Source organism: Pseudoalteromonas sp. AOP7-A1-14 (assembly GCF_052376275.1).
Classification (GTDB): Bacteria; Pseudomonadota; Gammaproteobacteria; order Enterobacterales; family Alteromonadaceae; genus Pseudoalteromonas.
In genome coordinates, this window is sequence record NZ_JBQSVO010000075.1 from 1 (window position 1) to 18,745 (window position 18,745).

16 protein-coding genes are annotated in these 18,745 nt (G+C 40.4%); 2 read left to right on the forward strand and 14 right to left on the reverse strand.

Going from position 1 to position 18,745, the window contains the following annotated elements:
* Positions 1–46: 46 nt before the first annotated feature.
* The 5 genes from secF to queA form a co-directional block, all read right to left on the reverse strand.
* On the reverse strand, positions 47–994 hold the full coding sequence (gene secF / locus ACT3RM_RS11940) for a protein translocase subunit SecF (protein WP_441833944.1): 948 nt from the start codon (positions 992–994) through the stop codon (positions 47–49).
* 9 nt (positions 995–1,003) lie between these two features.
* Complete coding sequence (gene secD, locus ACT3RM_RS11945) at positions 1,004–2,863, reverse strand: protein translocase subunit SecD (RefSeq protein ID WP_441833943.1); 1,860 nt, start codon at positions 2,861–2,863, stop codon at positions 1,004–1,006.
* Between the two features lie 16 nt (positions 2,864–2,879).
* Complete coding sequence (gene yajC / locus ACT3RM_RS11950; RefSeq protein WP_441833942.1) at positions 2,880–3,218, reverse strand: preprotein translocase subunit YajC; 339 nt, start codon at positions 3,216–3,218, stop codon at positions 2,880–2,882.
* A 26-nt stretch (positions 3,219–3,244) separates the two neighbouring features.
* A complete protein-coding gene (gene tgt / locus ACT3RM_RS11955) occupies positions 3,245–4,372 on the reverse strand; it encodes a tRNA guanosine(34) transglycosylase Tgt (protein ID WP_441833941.1) in 1,128 nt (375 codons plus the stop codon).
* A 443-nt stretch (positions 4,373–4,815) separates the two neighbouring features.
* Positions 4,816–5,847: a tRNA preQ1(34) S-adenosylmethionine ribosyltransferase-isomerase QueA gene (gene queA / locus ACT3RM_RS11960; protein WP_441833940.1), complete on the reverse strand. Its 1,032-nt coding sequence runs from the start codon at positions 5,845–5,847 to the stop codon at positions 4,816–4,818.
* A 743-nt stretch (positions 5,848–6,590) separates the two neighbouring features.
* Between queA and ACT3RM_RS11965 the strand changes: the two genes are divergently transcribed.
* Positions 6,591–6,815: a hypothetical protein gene (locus tag ACT3RM_RS11965; protein ID WP_441833939.1), complete on the forward strand. Its 225-nt coding sequence runs from the start codon at positions 6,591–6,593 to the stop codon at positions 6,813–6,815.
* 30 nt (positions 6,816–6,845) lie between these two features.
* Here the strand turns inward: ACT3RM_RS11965 and ACT3RM_RS11970 are convergent, their stop codons facing one another.
* From ACT3RM_RS11970 to ACT3RM_RS12000, 7 genes are all read right to left on the reverse strand, one after another.
* Positions 6,846–7,754, reverse strand: coding sequence for a hydrogen peroxide-inducible genes activator (locus ACT3RM_RS11970; protein WP_441833938.1), 909 nt, complete (start codon positions 7,752–7,754; stop codon positions 6,846–6,848).
* A 92-nt stretch (positions 7,755–7,846) separates the two neighbouring features.
* Complete coding sequence (locus ACT3RM_RS11975; protein WP_441833937.1) at positions 7,847–9,115, reverse strand: inorganic phosphate transporter; 1,269 nt, start codon at positions 9,113–9,115, stop codon at positions 7,847–7,849.
* Positions 9,116–9,154: 39 nt separating this feature from the next.
* Complete coding sequence (locus ACT3RM_RS11980) at positions 9,155–9,832, reverse strand: TIGR00153 family protein (RefSeq protein WP_441833936.1); 678 nt, start codon at positions 9,830–9,832, stop codon at positions 9,155–9,157.
* Positions 9,833–9,973: 141 nt separating this feature from the next.
* The gene (gene phoU / locus ACT3RM_RS11985; RefSeq protein ID WP_441833935.1) at positions 9,974–10,675 is read right to left on the reverse strand and encodes a phosphate signaling complex protein PhoU; all 702 of its coding nucleotides are present in this window, start codon (positions 10,673–10,675) and stop codon (positions 9,974–9,976) included.
* Between the two features lie 42 nt (positions 10,676–10,717).
* The gene (gene pstB / locus ACT3RM_RS11990; protein WP_441833934.1) at positions 10,718–11,545 is read right to left on the reverse strand and encodes a phosphate ABC transporter ATP-binding protein PstB; all 828 of its coding nucleotides are present in this window, start codon (positions 11,543–11,545) and stop codon (positions 10,718–10,720) included.
* Between the two features lie 29 nt (positions 11,546–11,574).
* On the reverse strand, positions 11,575–13,221 hold the full coding sequence (gene pstA, locus ACT3RM_RS11995) for a phosphate ABC transporter permease PstA (RefSeq protein WP_441833933.1): 1,647 nt from the start codon (positions 13,219–13,221) through the stop codon (positions 11,575–11,577).
* 15 nt (positions 13,222–13,236) lie between these two features.
* On the reverse strand, positions 13,237–15,471 hold the full coding sequence (locus tag ACT3RM_RS12000; protein ID WP_441833932.1) for an ABC transporter permease subunit: 2,235 nt from the start codon (positions 15,469–15,471) through the stop codon (positions 13,237–13,239).
* 417 nt (positions 15,472–15,888) lie between these two features.
* Here ACT3RM_RS12000 and ACT3RM_RS12005 point away from each other — a divergent pair, with 417 nt between their 5' ends.
* Entirely contained in the window at positions 15,889–16,398 is a 510-nt protein-coding gene (locus tag ACT3RM_RS12005) for a glycine cleavage system protein R (RefSeq protein WP_441833931.1), read from the forward strand.
* Between the two features lie 232 nt (positions 16,399–16,630).
* Here the strand turns inward: ACT3RM_RS12005 and ACT3RM_RS12010 are convergent, their stop codons facing one another.
* Together ACT3RM_RS12010 and ACT3RM_RS12015 are read right to left on the reverse strand one after the other, a co-directional pair.
* The gene (locus ACT3RM_RS12010; protein WP_441833930.1) at positions 16,631–17,086 is read right to left on the reverse strand and encodes a hypothetical protein; all 456 of its coding nucleotides are present in this window, start codon (positions 17,084–17,086) and stop codon (positions 16,631–16,633) included.
* 160 nt (positions 17,087–17,246) lie between these two features.
* On the reverse strand, positions 17,247–18,745 hold a 1,499-nt coding region (locus ACT3RM_RS12015), incomplete at its 5' end, for an efflux RND transporter permease subunit (protein WP_444511382.1).

An 18,745-nucleotide genomic window follows, 5' to 3' on the forward strand; every position in this document is an offset into this window, starting at 1 on the left:
AGCCGCTCATTGAGGAGCGGCTTTTGACATACTTAGCTATATAAAATTAAGGCATTGGATCTAAGTCCGCACCTTCTTTTTCAATTACTTCAGGAATTAAGTCTTCTTTACTCACGCCCATAGCAATGGCAACCGCACTGGCTACATAAATCGATGAATAAGTACCAATAAGCACACCAAATAGTAATGCTGTCGCAAAGCCATGAATAGTTTGACCACCCCATACAAACAAAGCAGTCAATACTAAAATTGTAGTGATTGAAGTTACTAAAGTACGATTAAGTGTTTGCGTAAGTGAAAGATCGATGATCTCGATAGTATCGTCAACACGCACTTTACGAAAGTTCTCACGGATACGGTCAGATACCACTATGGTGTCGTTAAGTGAGTAACCAATTACCGCTAAAATAGCCGCCAAAATAGTTAAGTCAAACTCAAGCCCCAGTACAGAGAATAAACCTAGCGTGATGAGCACGTCGTGTAACAATGCTGAAACCGCCCCCACTGCAAAGCGCCACTCAAAGCGAAATGCCACGTAAATCAAGATACAAATTAGCGCAGTTAACATGGCTAGGCCACCCTGCTCTTTTAAGTCTTCACCCACACTTGGACCAACAAACTCAATGCGGCGCATCTCAACACTATCGTCAGTTTCACGAAGGGCGGCTATAATTTGGTTGCCGATAACCTCAGCTTTAACATCGCCACCTTGTGGCGCAAGTCTCACTAAGATTTCTTTACTTGAACCAAACAGCTGCACCGAGAAATCTTCAAAGCCACTATCCTGAATTGCTGTACGTACTTTCTTCAAGTCAGCAGGTTGTGAGAAACCGACTTCAACTGCAGTCCCCCCCGTAAAATCTAAACCAAAGTTTAAACCTTTAGTGAAGAAAGAAACAAACGATGCCAAAATCAGTAAGGTTGATATCCCCAGCGCAACTTTGCGCAGCGACATAAACTTTAAGGTTTTGCCGCCTAGTTTTAAAATTTGCATATCAGCTCCTTAAATTGACAGCTTTTCAATACGTTTACCGCCAATAATCAAGTTGATCACCGCGCGGGTACCAATAATAGCTGTAAACATTGAAGTAAGAATACCAATCGCAAGTGTTACTGCGAATCCAGCAATCGGGCCTGTACCAACAGCAAATAATATAATCGCTGCAATTAAGGTAGTGATATTAGCATCAAAAATAGTACTAAAGGCGCTATCATAACCATGATGAACCGCTTGTTGTGGACTGCGTCCTTCTGCTAACTCTTCTCGAATACGTTCAAATATAAGTACGTTGGCATCAACCGCCATACCTACAGTTAATACAATACCCGCAATGCCTGGTAAGGTAAGTGTTGCACCAGGGATGAGTGACATAACGCCCACGATAAGTACTAAGTTTGCACCCAGCGCTATATTAGCAACCATGCCAAAACCTTTGTAGTAAACGAGCATAAAGATCAGCACAAATAAGAAACCTAGCGCCACGGCCATGATACCCGCTTCGATATTCTCTTGCCCAAGGCTTGGCCCAACAGTGCGCTCTTCTACAATTTGAATAGGCGCTACTAACGCGCCTGCGCGTAATAACAAGCTCAAGTTATGGGCTTCAGCGGGGTTATCAATACCGGTAATACGGAACGAACGATCAAGGCGAGCTTGAATAGTTGCAACGTTAATCACTTCTTCCACTTTAGTAGGTGGTAACGCTTTACCGTTTTCGTCCTTTTCGCCTGATGGTTTGTATTCAATAAATACCGTTGCCATGCTTTTACCAATAGAACTTTTAGTAAAGGCATTCATTTTTGCGCCGCCTTTACTATCTAGTGTGATACTCACTTGTGGACGTTGGTATTCATCGGCACCTGATTGTGCGCCAGTAATATGGCTACCTTCAAGGATAATACGCTTGGTAAGCACTACAGGGTAACCGTCACGACTCATGATCATTTCAGTGCCTGGTGGAATGCGCCCTTGTGCTGCAGCTGCGCGGTCAGCATTTTCGTCTACTTCACGAAATTCAAGAGTAGCCGTTGCACCTAAAATTTCCTTTGCGCGAGCAGTATCTTGTACACCCGGCAGTTGAACAATAATACGCTCAGCACCTTGGCGTTGTACGTTTGGTTCAGCAACACCAATTTGGTTGATACGATTACGAATAATCGTTTCATTTTGTTTAATGGCATAATCACGAATTTCTTTTAGCTTTTGTTCGCTCATCGAAGCATAAAAAGCATTGTCATTACTGCTGTCATTAATATAAATATTTAACGGATAACTCGTTGATAAAAAACCTTCTGCAGCATCTTTATCTGCTTCGCTACGCATTTCAACACGCACTCGGTCACTATCACCAACGCGGCGAATAGAGCGATAACGTAGTTTTTCATCACGTAGGTCACTTTTAAAATCTTGCTCCATTTGCTCCAATTGGTTATCAACTGCGGTAGCCATGTCGATTTCCATCGTGAAATGTACGCCACCACTTAAATCCAAGCCCAATTTCATTGGATTACCGCCAAGGGCTTTTAACCAATGAGGTTGCGCCGGGGCCATATTAATGGCTGAGATGTAATCTTCATTTAATGAATCACGCAAAATGTCTTGCGCTTTAAGCTGCTCTTCAACATTTTTGAAACGTACTAAAACTTGCCCATTTTCATATTTTGTTGACTTAACTGTAATGCTGTTATCTTTTAATATGGTGTTTACTTCGTCTACAGCACTGAGTTCAACATCAGCTCCTTTAGCGCCTAAAACTTGAATGGCCGGATCACGACCATACAAGTTTGGAGAGGCATATAAAAGGCCAATAGCGAGCACAGCGAGAACAAGTAAATACTTCCATAATGGAAACTTGTTTAACACGTGAGCGTCCTTATTGTTATAGCGACTTCATAGTGCCTTTAGGCAATACTGCTGATACCGCTGATTTTTGCACGGTAACTTCTGTTTGGTCATTTAGCGCGATAACAATGAAGTCTTTATCTTCTGCAATTTTAGTGATTTTACCAACCATGCCGCCTTGCGTTAGTACTTCGTCGCCTTTACCCATCGCACTCATTAAGCTTTTATGCTCTTTTACACGTTTAGCTTGTGGGCGATAAATTAAGAAGTAAAATACTAAGCCAAAAATAGCTAGCATGATCAACATTTCATAGCCACCACCGGCAGGAGCTGCGCCTGCTGCACTTGCATGGGCGTTTGACATAAATAAACTCATAACTTTTCCTCTTTAATTTTTTAAATTTAATTTGTGGTATCAGCAAGCTCTGGCACTTCTTGGCCACGGCGTGCATAAAAATCATTTACAAATTCGTCTAACTGGCCATTACTTATGGCATTACGTAACCCTTCCATCACTCGTTGATAATAACGCAAGTTGTGGACTGTGTTTAGTCGTGCACCTAAAATTTCATTACATTTATCAAGGTGATGTAAATAAGCACGCGAGTAGTTTTTGCAAGTATGGCAATCACACTCAGGATCAAGCGGTGCTGTATCTGTTTTATGCACGGCGTTGCGAATTTTAACTATACCGCCAGTCACGAATAAGTGACCATTACGCGCATTACGGGTTGGCATTACGCAGTCAAACATATCAATACCGCGACGCACCGCTTCAACTAAATCTTCAGGCTTGCCTACACCCATTAAGTAGCGTGGTTTGTTTTCAGGCATTTTATAGGCACAGTGATCAAGCGTATTGATCATCTCATTTTTTGGCTCACCGACAGATAAACCACCTAAAGCATAACCATCAAAACCAATTTCCTCTAAACCTTTTTGCGACTCAGCACGTAGTTCAGGGTACATACCGCCTTGTATAATACCAAATAAAGCTGATGGATTGTCACCGTGCCCTTCTTTAGAACGCTTAGCCCAGCGCAACGACAGTTCCATTGAATCTTTAGCTTCTTTTTCAGTAGCTGGATAAGGTGTGCATTCGTCAAATATCATCACAATATCTGAGCCTAAGTCACGCTGTACTTGCATTGCTTTTTCTGGTGAAAGCATAATTTTTTCACCGTTTACCGGTGAGCTAAACAATACACCCTCTTCAGATATTTTCCGCATTGCACCTAGACTAAAGACTTGAAAACCGCCTGAGTCAGTTAAAATTGGCTTATCCCAATTCATAAAGTCGTGCAAGCCACCATGTTGCTTGATGATTTCAGTACCTGGGCGAAGCATTAAATGAAAGGTGTTACCTAAACATATCTGTGCACCCGTATCTTTAACTTCATCCGGCGTCATCCCCTTCACCGTACCGTAAGTACCCACAGGCATAAATGCCGGCGTTTCTACAGCACCACGGTCAAAAATCAAGCGGCCACGACGTGCCTTGCCATCCGTACGGTCTAATTCAAATTTCATATTACCCTCAATGCCAGAAAAACAGTCCAGCAAGCCATAAAAAGCACTAATTTAACCGCTCGATTCTACCATTAGTTACTATTGCATTACTATACCCAAACCATTTCAAGATGCAGAATTCAGCGTTTCACAAGGGGTTAATATCAAGACATTACTTTGCAACAATGGCAGTCCCTTTTAGAAGGGATAACGATTAGAGTAAGTGCTTGTGAAATGCCAAACGGGTTGGTTTTAAAGCGATTTATACTGCGTTATTGATTTTAGCAAGGGAATAACGCTTACTTACAATCAACGCTTTACTTAAATCGGTTTTAACGCTAACTGAAATTCGTATATTGAGGTGGTTTGGGTATGATATTGGGTTAAAGGCTAAAATTAAAAGTGTAAATTAAAAACTAAGCAGCCCAGCATTTGGCTGGGCTGCTCGTCATATTAAAAGGTCGCTATTTTCGCGTTAAAAACATCGCATCACCATAACTAAAAAAGCGATATTTTTGTTCGATTGCAGTTTTATACGCGCCCATGATGTTATCTTGTCCGGAAAATGCACTAACTAGCATAATAAGCGTTGACTCAGGCAGGTGGAAATTAGTTACCATCGCATCGACCACATTAAATTGGTAACCCGGATAAATAAAAATATCAGTATCACCAAAATAGGTGTCTAGCTTACCGCCGTGTACTTTAGCTGCTGATTCAAGTGAACGAACCGAAGTTGTACCAATTGCAATTACGCGCCCACCCTTAGCTTTAGTTTCTGCTACGGCTGCAACCACATTATCGGGTACTTCGATATACTCTGAATGCATAATGTGCTCATCCACGGAATCTACTCGCACTGGTTGAAAAGTACCGGCTCCAACATGCAAGGTTACAAAAGCCATGTTCACACCTTTGTTTTTGAGTGCAGTCATTAGCTTATCGTCAAAATGTAAGCCTGCAGTCGGTGCGGCAACAGCCCCTGGCTTTTCGCCATAAACGGTTTGATAGCGCTCACGGTCAGTATCATTATCAGGACGGTCTATATAAGGCGGCAATGGCATGTGACCAATATCGTTTAAAATATCTAGTACGTTTTGTTTTTTATCAAACTCAAGTTCAAATAACTCATCATGGCGAGCAACCATTAAAACGGTCGTTTTGCCTTCTAAAATTAAGTGGGTGCCCGGTTTTGGTGATTTGCTAGCGCGTACATGAGCCAGTACCCGGTGCTCGTCAAGTACACGCTCAACCAACACTTCAACTTTTCCGCCAGACTCTTTTTGGCCAAACATACGTGCTGGAATTACTTTAGTGTTATTAAACACTAACAGATCGTTTTCATTAACCAGTTCAAGTACATCACTAAATATTTTGTGAGCGACTGAACCACTTGGGCCATCTAAAGTGAGTAACCGGCTACTACTGCGCTCTTGCTTAGGAAAACGAGCAATCAGTTCATCGGGTAAATCAAAGCTAAAATCAGCCACACGCATAGGGAATTATCCACATAAAAAAAGTCGCGCCAAGTTTATACGTTAGCAGCCACAAGCTCAAGATCTACAGGTGATTACAAGTCTATTACTAATATTTACTTATTAATGTCAGCTTGTGAATTATATACATGTCTTTACTCTACAAGACTCAATTTAACATGGATGAAATTAAGAGTTAGTGATGCCATGACAGCATAGCTAAAATTGCTGATCATAAACGCCGGTGCTACTGAGCAAAAAATATAAAATCACCCTGTTAATATTATTATCGGCCTTATGATAAGAAAATAGGCGGCTCGCTTGTACGGGGCCTCGTCAATGCTCCGATTGATTTAGTGCTCGCCAAAGCAATAAATGACATTAGCTGCTCTGTTGATAAACGTTCTGTAGCTGAACATATTGAAAACAAATAAGTATTTTATTCACTCTAAGAAATTAGCGTCAATTATGGTCAAGGTTCCTTTATTTCTCGCACAATACACGTTAAAAAAAAGCAGCCACACTTGAAAGTATTTTGCAAAATAAAAGTTTTTACGAACAATCACCTAGCTAATTTAAGCCAATTTAGATTACTTTTTAGCAGGTTTACTCGATAATTTTACTTCCATCTGAATGGAACTCAACTATACTCATATATAACATGATGTCATGTACTTTAAGAGATAACTAAATATATTCATGACATCACCAATCATAACAAACATACTAAGTTATTGTTATTATCGGTATTTAAGGAGATAGTTATGCTACCACTAATTATATTATTACTGGCTGTAAATTTAGGGATTACTTTTCAATGCTATCGTTACGCACATATTAAAGGATATCCGGTAAGCATCTTTACTTGCTTAGGGTTGCTCCCCTATTTTAACCTTGTAGTGTGGATGTACTTATTATTTTTACCTGATATCACCCCATTTAACAAACAGTTTGAATATGATGATCATAACGAGCAGCAATCACTTTAGTAATATCATCTGGTTGCCATTAAAATGTTGCTATAAGCTACATTGCTGCGTTAAGAATTCTTCTAGTGCTTTACTAAACAACTTAAAATCGCGGATGCGCCCGGTGGTTTTACGCCACAAAATACCAATGTCTCGGTATGAGTCACCTTGTGATGGCGTGGCAAGCATATTTTTGTTTGCCAATATCCCTGCGTTAATTGCCATTTGCGGTAAAAACGTAACCCCCAGCTTGTGCTCAATCATGCTTAATAAGGTATGTAAGCTTGTAGCTTCAAATGGATTTATGCAGCTTGAGCGGTTTAGATGACATGCACTCAGGGCATGCCCCGTCATACAATGCTCGCGCTCGAGTAAAAACACGCTAGCGTCTGGTAAAAGATTAAAATCGACCACATCTTTAGCCGGTGTATAATCTTTATGATGCACTAAACTAAAGTGATCTTGCGCTAATATTTGAGTGTGAAACTTATCTGTTTCATACGGCAGTGCCAATAACGCCATATCAATATGACCATGCTCAAGCTTGTCTAATAAGTTGTCGCTGGTGTCTTCAACTAAAATTAATTCAAGATCCGTAAATGTTTGCAGGCAAAAGAGATACAAAGGCGCCGCGATAAAGCTTGCAATAGTTGGTATAACCCCTAAGGTTAATTTGCCACTTAAAGGGGTTAAAAAGCTTTTAGTAAGCTCTTTAAGGCTCATGGTGTCGTCAATAATTTTACGCGACTTTGCGACCACCTCTTCACCAATCGTAGTAAACATCAGACTACGGTTTTCTCGCTCAATAAGCTGGCACCCTAGTGTTTCTTCTAGGTTTTGAATAGCGCTACTTAAAGTTGATTGACCAATAAAGCAAGCTGTCGCTGCGCGGCCAAAATGCTGATGCTGATGAACTGCCAACAAATATTGCAATTGTTTAATGCTTGGTAAGTTATTCATATAGTTTTTATTACCCACAAATAAAAAGATCCCAACACCAAAGGCACTGAGATCTTTTCAAGCTAAAAGTCTTTAATACTCAAACCTAAGAGTTACACCCCAAAGGCAGTTCGTAGTATGTAGAAAATAACAATAGCAAGGGCAGCGCCAACTGGCAATGTAATTACCCAAGAAACTACAATATTTCTGATAACAGTCATATTCAGAGCTGCAATACCACGTGCCATACCCACACCTAATACTGCACCTACTAAGGTTTGCGTAGTCGAAATTGGCAACCCTGTACCTGAAGCTATAACAACCGTGGAGGCTGCGGCTAATTCAGCAGCAAAACCACGGCTTGGTGTTAAATGCGTAATGCCTTCACCAATGGTTTTAATTACTTTTTTACCTAAAATGGCAAGACCTGCAACAATACCAAAACCACCCAGTGGTAATATCCACCATGCGATAGCCGCTTTACTGGCTATTTCGCCATTGTTTTCAACAATATTTACTACTGCAGCAAGTGGACCAATGGCATTAGCAACATCGTTTGAACCATGAGCAAATGCCATACAACAAGCGGTCAGTACCATTAATACTGCAAATACTTTCTCAACATTGTTGAACTGCATTTTTTTATCTGCGCCGGGGTCAATTTGTAAGCGAGATATAGCAACTTTACCGATAATACCCACTATAACAGCAATACCAATAGCAATGGCATAGCCTTCAACAGCACCTAACTCAATACCAATATGCTTTAAGCCCTTTTTAATCGTCACTAACGACATAATAAAGCCCGCTAGCCCCATATAAACAGGCACAAAGCGCTTAGCATTATTAAGAGGAGCGTCAGTATCAAAAATAAGTTTTTGCGCACTCATAAATATAAGGTAAGCAATAAAGCCAGATATAGCCGGAGTAACTATCCAACTACCTAGAATACCCGCTACTTTATCCCACTGGATTGCTTCACTACCAACGGCAACGAGTGCAAAACCAATAATTGCACCAATAATCGAGTGTGTTGTTGATACCGGCCAACCTAGGAAAGAAGCTATAAGTAGCCAGCTACCTGCAGCAAATAATGCTGAGATCATTCCCAGCACCATAAGTTCTGGGAGCTCTAAAAAAGGAGTTGAATCAATAATACCTTTACGAATTGTCGATGTTACTTCGCCGCCAGCAAGGTATGCCCCTGCAAACTCAAAAATCATAGCAATAAAAATTGCTTGTTTAATTGTTAGTGCTTTAGAACCAACTGATGTGCCCATTGCATTGGCAACATCATTTGCGCCAATACCATAAGCCATAAAAAAGCCGACTGCTGCGGCAATTAAAATTAATACCGTGCCATAAGATGCAATGATATCCATTGTGTAACCTTAATCTTTCGTTATTGAACTGAGAGTAAATTAACGAGCTAACATCAGCTCAAGACGTGAACCTACGCGCTCTGCAATATCAGCAAGCTCGCCTACCCATTCGATAATCTTGTATAAAAACATCACATCGACTGGATTAATTTCACCTTCTACGGCCCGTAATTGGCGACGTATTTTGATTTGCATGTCATCCGTGTCTTGTTCTATTGCATCCAATTCAACTAACATTTTTTCGACTAAGGCCACTTCTCGACCTTTAAAACCTGTTTCTAGCAACTCATCTAGTTCGTTAATTGCATTTGAGGCTTGCTTAGTAGCATCAACACAACGAATAAGATAGGTTAAGAAATCAGCTTGAATTTCCTTCGGAAAGGTCATTTCACGACCAATAATACGTCCAGAAATATCTTTTGCTTTGTTAGCAATTTTATCTTGCTGAGTGACAAGCTCAAGTAGATCGGTACGCTCTACCGGCATGAATAAACCACGCGGTAATTGTAAGCGAATATCTCTTTTCATGTCGTCGGCTTCACGTTCTAGAGAGCGAATGTTTAAGCGAATTTCTTCGGCTTCGACCCATTCTTCTTTAAATACGTGATCGAAAAAAGGGATCAAAGCCTTACTGGCTTGATGAACCTTCTTGATGTGATCTTCCATTGGCTTGATAGGAGATTTTGCGAATACTCCTAAAAATGCATTTGTAGGCATAGCTGACCCTTAAATCAAATTTAGTATGCTGTGCAGGGCGAATTTTACAGTATTAATCACGATTGTGAACGCTTTTCTTACTCAACCTGACAGCTAAGCAGTTATTAACTGCGTTTATAATAATTAAAAAACCCTAATAAATTATAATGACTTTTCTATATCTTCTTGAGATGTATGACGAATATCTTTCCCGTTAACAAAATAAATAATATATTCAGCAATATTTTGACAACGATCGCCAATACGCTCTAATGAACGTACAGACCACACTAAATCCATAATTTTAGGAATTGAGCGAGGGTCTTCCATCATATAGGTCATAATTTGCCTGGTGACGGCTTCGTATTCACGGTCAACCTTGGCATCTTCTTTATGTACTTCAAATGCTTTTTTTACATCCATACGCGCAAACGCATCTAGTACATCATGCAGCATTTTGGATACTTGGCGTCCCATATTTTCAATATTAACCAATAGATCTTGCTGGTCTTTAGTAAAAGAGTCTAACGCCACTTTTGCAATACGTTCGGCTTCGTCGCCGATACGCTCTAAATCAGCAATGGTTTTAGCAATCGCAACAACCAATCGTAAATCACTTGCCGCAGGTTGGCGCCGAGCAATAATACGAGTGCACTCTTCGTCAATGTCCACCTCCATTGCGTTTACTTTATAGTCATTTTCACGTACTTTACGCGCAAGTGCCGCATCGCCTTTATTAACTGCATCAAGGGCGCTATTTAGCTGTAGCTCAACCAACCCTCCCATACTTAAGACATGATTTCGCACGTTCTCTAGCTCTTGATTAAAACGACCAGAAATATGTTTGCTTAAATTGTGCTCCATTGTTTACCTACTTATAAATATTTACACTGTTCCTCGCAGGCTTTAGCCGTAACGACCCGTAATATAATCTTCTGTTTTCTTTTTATTAGGTGTGGTAAATAAGGTGTTAGTATCTGCATATTCAATCAATTCCCCCATATACATAAAGGCCGTTTGATCAGAAACACGCGCCGCTTGTTGCATGTTATGCGTAACTATAACCACGGTAAATTTGCTTTTTAAATCGTTGATCAGCTCTTCAATTACCAATGTTGAAATAGGATCAAGTGCCGATGTTGGCTCATCAAGTAATAACACCTCAGGCTCTATAGCAATTGAGCGGGCAATAACTAAACGCTGCTGCTGACCACCCGATAAACCAAAAGCGCTATCGTGTAGCCTATCTTTTACTTCATCCCAAAGTGCCGCACCACGCAGTGATTGTTCAACCACTTCGTCAAGCTTGCGCTTGTCTTTAATACCTTGTAAACGTAGGCCATAAACCACATTCTCGTAGATTGATTTAGGAAATGGATTCGGACTTTGAAACACCATGCCCACGTTACGGCGTAAAGCCGCTACATCAACACTTTTGTCATAAATATTTTGCCCATGTAATAAAATTTCACCATCAATACGACAAATATCAACCAAGTCATTCATGCGATTAATACAGCGTAACAACGTTGATTTACCACAACCTGACGGCCCAATAAATGCGGTTACCTGACCTTTAGGTATTTTCATATTCACTGAGCTAAGCGCTTGCTTATCACCATAGTAAAGATCTAAGTCTTTGATCTCGAGTGTCGTTTGCTCTGCGCTTAAATTTTCTAAGTCCAACTTCAAACTCGTGTTTGATTGGGTTACTTTTGGAGCGACTTTAATCATCTTTATTACCTTAAAATCTTTACTAATTATTAATCAAGCGATTTAAATTTTTCACGCAAATGGTTACGTATGCCAATAGCGGTAATGTTCAGCGTTATAATCACTGATACCAATAAAAACGCAGTGGCATAAACTAGCGGTCGAGCCGCTTCGACATTCGGGCTTTGAAAGCCAACGTCGTATATATGAAAACCTAAGTGCATGAACTTTCTATCTAAATGAAAATACGGGAAGTTGCCATCAAGGGGTAAAGTCGGTGCCATTTTAACCACACCCACTAACATCAGTGGAGCTACTTCACCAGCGGCACGTGCCACCGCTAAGATTAAACCGGTCATAATAGCCGGGCTTGCCATTGGTACTACGATACGCCATAACGTTTCAGCTTTGGTCGCGCCTAGAGCCAGTGAACCTTGACGAACTGAACTTGGTATACGCGACAACCCTTCTTCGGTCGATACAATCACCACCGGTAAAGTTAAAATAGCTAACGTTAAAGCAGACCATAAAATCCCTGGAGTACCAAAGACTGGACTTGGTGATACTTCTGGGTAAAACAATTGATCAAGACTGCCACCTAGTACATAAACAAAGAAGCCTAAGCCAAATACACCATACACAATCGACGGGACACCAGCTAAGTTAATCACTGCGATACGAATCATTTTTGTCACTGCATTTTTAGCAGCATATTCATGTAAATATATAGCGGCGACCACACCAAATGGAGTAACAATCACAGCCATTAACATCACCATAAATACAGTACCGAAAATAGCCGGGAACACACCACCTTCAGTATTAGCTTCACGTGGGTCGTCTGCAACAAATTTACCCAACTGCACAAAGTAATGCCCTAGCTTACTTAAAAAGCTCATATCATTTGGAAACCAAACATCTAAGACTTGGTATAGTGGCAATGTAACCACTTCACCGCGCATATCTTGCACAGTTACTTGGTCACGCTTAGCTTGTTTACGAAGCGCAAATAATTGATCTTCCAGTACTGCGTATTCGCTGCGTAACTTTTCACGCTCTGCGGCAATTTCAGCAACTCGTTCATCGGTTAGCTCATCATCAAGGGCATAAGCCTTTTCTTGCAGGCGTAAACGCTCCAACTCATAGTTAATATGGCCAATATCACCATTTTGTAAATCTAGCGCTTGCTCGTTTAGCTCAACAGCACGATCTACTAAGTCATATAAAATATCGATGTTATTGTCGTTGAGCACCTTGCCATCTTGAATTACTTGCTCGACATAACCATAAAAATTACCATTTTTACTACGCTCAAAAACCGCAAGTGCCGTTGGCGTTGTTTTAGATTCGATATCCGTTTCAAGTATCCAGCGAAAATCAAGATCAACATATTCACGGTTACCAGTTTTAATAAGTAAGCGCTCTAACTCCTCTTTATCGTAATCAGATAAGTCTATACCGGTTGCTTCAATACGCGACTTTGGCACCATTTCTCGTTCATAAATTTCGCCAATAACAGTTTGTTGTGTTACCGAACCTTGCAGCTCAAACTGTACTACTTCTGACGGCCAAAAGAAGCTTAACCCTTTCCAGGCTATCATTGCTAATAAACCTAAAACTGAAATAAGACTGATACTAACTGCACCACCGGTCATCCATATCCAAGGAGAACCAGACTTAAACCATTGCTTTATCATGTCATGTTTCTCCGCTTACATTGAACTGTATTTATCACGCAGTTGCTGACGAACAAACTCAGCTACCGTGTTGAAAATAAAGGTGAATATAAATAATACAAAAGCCGCCAAAAATAGAATTCGATAATGTGAACTACCTACTTCTGACTCTGGCATTTCAACAGCGATATTTGCTGCCAACGTTCGCATACCTTGGAAAATACTCCAGTCCATAATTGGAGTATTACCAGTTGCCATTAATACAATCATGGTTTCACCTACAGCACGACCCAGCCCCATCATAATGGCCGAGAAAATCCCCGGACTTGCCGTTAATAACACTACGCGTACTAGTGTTTGCCACTGCGTTGCGCCAAGTGCGAGAGACCCATTCGATAAGTGCTTTGGCACACTAAAGACCGCATCTTCAGCAATCGAAAATATAGTTGGGATAACTGCAAAGCCCATCGCAATGCCTACAACCAATGAGTTACGTTGGTCAAAATTCATACCTAGTTCATTGGTTAAGTATTGACGAACATTACCATCAAACATCCAAAGCTCGATGGTTTCGCTCATAGCAAATGACAACCAACCAATAAATAACACCACCGGAATAAGTAAAATTGAATGTGAGCCATCGGGAATACGATGTAATATTTTAGTGGGTAACTTAGTCCAGACCAGCGCTGTTGCTAATACACCTAAAGGTAGCAAAATAAGTAACCCGACAATCGCGGGTAAATGCTCTTCTATTAATGGCGCCAACCAAAGACCCGCTAAAAACCCTAAAATAACGGTGGGTAATGCTTCCATTATTTCGACTGTCGGCTTAACTACTTTACGTAGTTTGCTCGACATAAAGTAAGCAGTATAAATAGCAGAGGAAAGCGCAATTGGTACCGCAAATAACATTGCATACATAGCTGCTTTTAAAGTACCAAACGAAATAGGCACTAATGAAAACTTCGATTCAAAGTCATCACTTGCCGACGTTGACTGCCAAATATAACCCGGCTCTGGATAACCTTCATACCAAACCTCTTGCCATAACGCGGACCACGTAACTTCAGGGTGTTCATTATGAATTTCCAGCACCGTAAGTTTGCCATCAGCCAGAATCAACGCAGCATTTGAGCGCGGTGCAATAGCAAAGTTTTGAATAGCGCCATCACTGACTTTACCTTGCCATAACTTTGCATCACTGGTGGTGTAATAAACACCTAGCTCACCATTAGAGCTAGTAGTAAAAAATGTACGACGATAGAACTCAGTAAAAATATTAAGCTTGGACTGTTTTGACGTTTCAAAAGCGCGAACTTTTTGATACTCGCGGCCATTATCGGTGTTCACTTCAAACCACTGCGAAACTTCGCCATTATCATTAGCGAGCATAAGTGAATTAGCGCCAGCAAGAAGCTGAGCCGAAACGATATTGGCGTTTTCTTCATTCGCTGAAAGCATTTGAATTAGCTCGACTTCTGAAGGGTAACGGGTATCGTAAACATAAACTTGATTAGCAGAGCGAACAAAGACACGGGTATTATTAGGGGATATTAATACTTCATCGACACGTCCATCAACAGCGAGTTCAGTCCGCTCAACCACCCAATCGACTTCGCCAGTAAACATGTTTTCTTCGGCAACAAAACTACTAAACAATAAACGCTCGTCAGCAGTCAATGCGACCACGGCGGTTTTATCTTCGTAGTGACTAAAAGCGAACTTTTTAATCGCTTTACCTTCTGGATCAACTTCAAGGGCTTTTTCACTAAGAGGATAACCTAAGCGAGGAGTCAATAAGCGTTCGTTATTAGGAAAGGTAACCTGAAATTTCGGTTTTACAATGACAACCGAACCATTTTCAAGACCATAAGCATATTGCCCCTGAAAAGCAGCACTACTGGCAAAACTGCTAACTTCAGCCGTCAGGTTAACAGGCAAAGTTTGTATTTTTTTACCGAATGAACCATCTTTAACGCTGTAAAAATCAACATGACCTTGTTGATTTAACAAGTACGCAATTTCAGTTTGTTCTTCAACACCAAGTCCAACTACTTGTTCAATATTACTAAGCATAACGCTGTTACGCTTTTCAATTTTTGCAGACTCAAAAATAGGCTGTACTACATAAAGTAGATAAAAGAATATTAACAGCAATGCTATTAATACCATTCCCCCACCGGCGGTAATGCCAAACTGGGCAAACCGGTCTTTAAATAAGCGGCTCTTATCCGTATTAAAAGTCGCTTTATTCGGATGAGAAGTCATCAACACACCTTTAGATCTTAACGTTATCGGCAGTATATTGCATCAAGATGACATTATTGTTACAGCCGTCATAATCTTCTACACCTAGCAGGTTACTGAAGTGGCCCACTTGGCTGAGTAAATATATAAAATTCATATAGTTAATAACTAAAAGAAATTAAGAAGGCACTTTTAACTAAGAACTTTTTTATTAGAAACAGAAGATTAGCTTAATGCGATGATATTCATACAACGACTAGATTGTTGTTACGGTAAACTTATCAGTAAAAAATTGGACAAATGTGCGAACTGAGTCAATACTCAACTCGGTCTGTATATCCATTAGTTTCTGATTAATTGGGTATGAAAATAACAACAATTATTCAATCATCTACGTCTTAGCATTTATTTTTAAGGCCTTTTTAAAGAGATTTTTATATGAAGCAATTAGTAATTACTATTTTAGGACTCGACCGCCAAGGGCTTGTCGAAGATATCTCATCGGCTATTTTAAACCATCATGGTAACTGGCTAACTAGTAACCTAAGTCATTTAGCTGGGCACTTTGCGGGGATTATCGAAGTTGCGGTGCCTGAGCAGCACTTACAGGAACTACAGGATGCATTGCATAGCCTAGAAAGCCTCGAGGTACGTATTGAAGCTGGTGACGATACCTTAACTGAAAATCAAGCTGAGGAGCTTAATTTTGTGATCACCGGTAATGACCGTCCAGGTATAGTACAAGAGCTTGCCAGCGTTATTCGTCATAAAGGCGCAACTATCACCCACTTAAGTTCAAAACAGCAAAGTGCTCCTAATTGGGGCTTACCTATTTTTAGTGCTGTAGCAACGGTTGAATTACCCAAAGGTATGAACAAAGAAGATGTTATTGCTGGACTTGAAGCCATTACCACCGATTTGATTGTAGACGTAGAAGAAAACAACTAGGCAGCTAGATATATAACGAAGTCTGTTGTAGCAGTGGCACGTTTATCATGCTAATTAATGTCACTTTATAATCCTTTATATTTATCTAAACCTGTATATCAGAATGAAATAAGTACCGGTTCAATTTGGAGTCACAATTTATACGCTAATAGTTTAAACGCTAAATAGCGCTAACAAGAACTGTATGCTCTTATTAGCGCCTTGGGTAATTATTAAACTTATCTATTGGCTATCACATATCCATATGACGGTTAGCGCTTTGCATCATCTGCTTTAAGCTTTGCTTTTCAAGCTCTAATAACTGCTCGAGCTTTTCTTTACCAGTTTCGGTTTCAGCTCGAGCAACCAAGTACTCGTATAAATTAACCACTTTTTTATGCTGACTTGTTAAGTAACGCTGAATCTCTTGCTCATCAGGGCGCGTGTCCTTATCCAAATCTGTAAAAGTAATTAAATCAGGATGTTCAGCGAAATACTCATAACAATAAGTATCTAACGTATTTATTTCGGTAATCACTTTAAATGCCGCTAAATCTTCTGCGAGCTTTTTTTCATACTCCACAAGATAGTCTGCGAGCATAGCGTCGTGCTCATTAAGCATGTCTTTTATGCTATAAAAATTGGCCGCCATTTGAGTATGAAATAGTACCGTCCAATCGTAAACTTCATTAATAGTTTTAACTTGCATGCGTATTCCTTACTTAAAAAAGCATTCGTACATTTATAAAGCGAAAATCGAGCCAAAATATAAACGCATAAAAACAACCACTTAAAAATAAATTTATCTTTCAATTAGCATAAGTTACACACTACGAGTAATTTTTATAGGCTCAGGCTAAGTTAGGCATTTAGTAAAACGACTTTGTTAAGCTCTGCTTGCGCCATAATAAATACACAGCAGGCAGAACGACTAAAGTAAGCACTATGGCGCTTAGCATGCCGCCAACCATGGGAGCTGCTATGCGGCTCATTATTTCACTGCCTGTTCCAGTACCATAAAGTACAGGTAGCAAACCAATAGTTATCGTGGCCACAGTCATCATTACTGGACGTACGCGCATGCCGGCGCCTTCAACAATAGCTTGCTTAAGCTCTATACAACTTAGGTTTTGGTCAGCCTCTGCGGCGGCTTTACACTTTTGTTTATAAGCTTGATTTAAGTACACCAGCATAATAACGCCAATTTCAACAGCTACGCCAGCAAGGGCAATAAACCCAACCCCCACTGCCACTGAAAAATTAAAGTTTTCAAAGTAAATTAGCCAGATACCACCAATCATTGCAAACGGTAAAGTTGCCATAATAATAGCGACTTCTACAGCGCTTCTAAAGTTGAGGTACAACAGTACAGTAATGATAGCTAAAGTAAGTGGTAATACGTAAGTGAGCTTTTCTTTGGCGCGCTCCATATACTCATATTGCCCCGCCCAAGTAATGGAATAACCAGTAGGCAGGTCTAACCCATCGTGTAGTATTTGTTGAGCATTTTGAATATAACTACCAATATCAGTATGCTCAATATCAATAAAACTCCAGCCATTTAAGCGAGCATTTTCGCTTTTTATTCCCGCCGGTCCATCTTCAATAAACACATCGGCGACATCAGCGAGGGCGATACGCTGTCCTAGTGGAGTAACAATTGGCAATAGCATTAGTTTTTCTGGTGAGTTTCGATAGTCTTGCGGGTAGCGTAAATTAATAGGGTAACGTTCTTGCCCTTCAATGGTTTGGCTGACATTAATACCACCAATCGCGGTTGATATAACCTGTTGAACATCAGTAATATTTAAGCCATAGCGGGCTGCTTTATCACGGTTAATATCAACCTTAATATAACGCCCACCAGCAACGCGTTCTGAGTAAATCGAGGCAGTACCGGGTACGTTTTTAAGTAACATTTCAATTTGTTGACCAATTTTTTGAATTTCACTTAATTTTGGTCCCGCAACTTTAATGCCCACTGGAGTTTTAATACCTGTTGCGAGCATATCAATTCGCGTTTTTATTGGCATTACCCACGCATTAGTTAAGCCCGGAAATTTAACTAAGCCATCCAGCTCTTTTTTCAATTTAGTGAGTGTCATACCTTCTCGCCACTCACTTTTAGGTTTAAGTTGAATAAAAGTTTCGATCATGGTCAGTGGTGCTGGATCTGTGGCGGTTTCAGCACGTCCAACCTTACCAAAGACAGTGAGCACCTCTGGCACCGTCGCAATCAATTTATCGGTTTGTTGCAGTATTTCTCGCGCTTTACCAATCGAAACTCCAGGATAAGTAGTCGGCATATACATTAAATCGCCCTCATCAAGCGGCGGAATAAACTCACTACCTATTTTATTAACCGGAC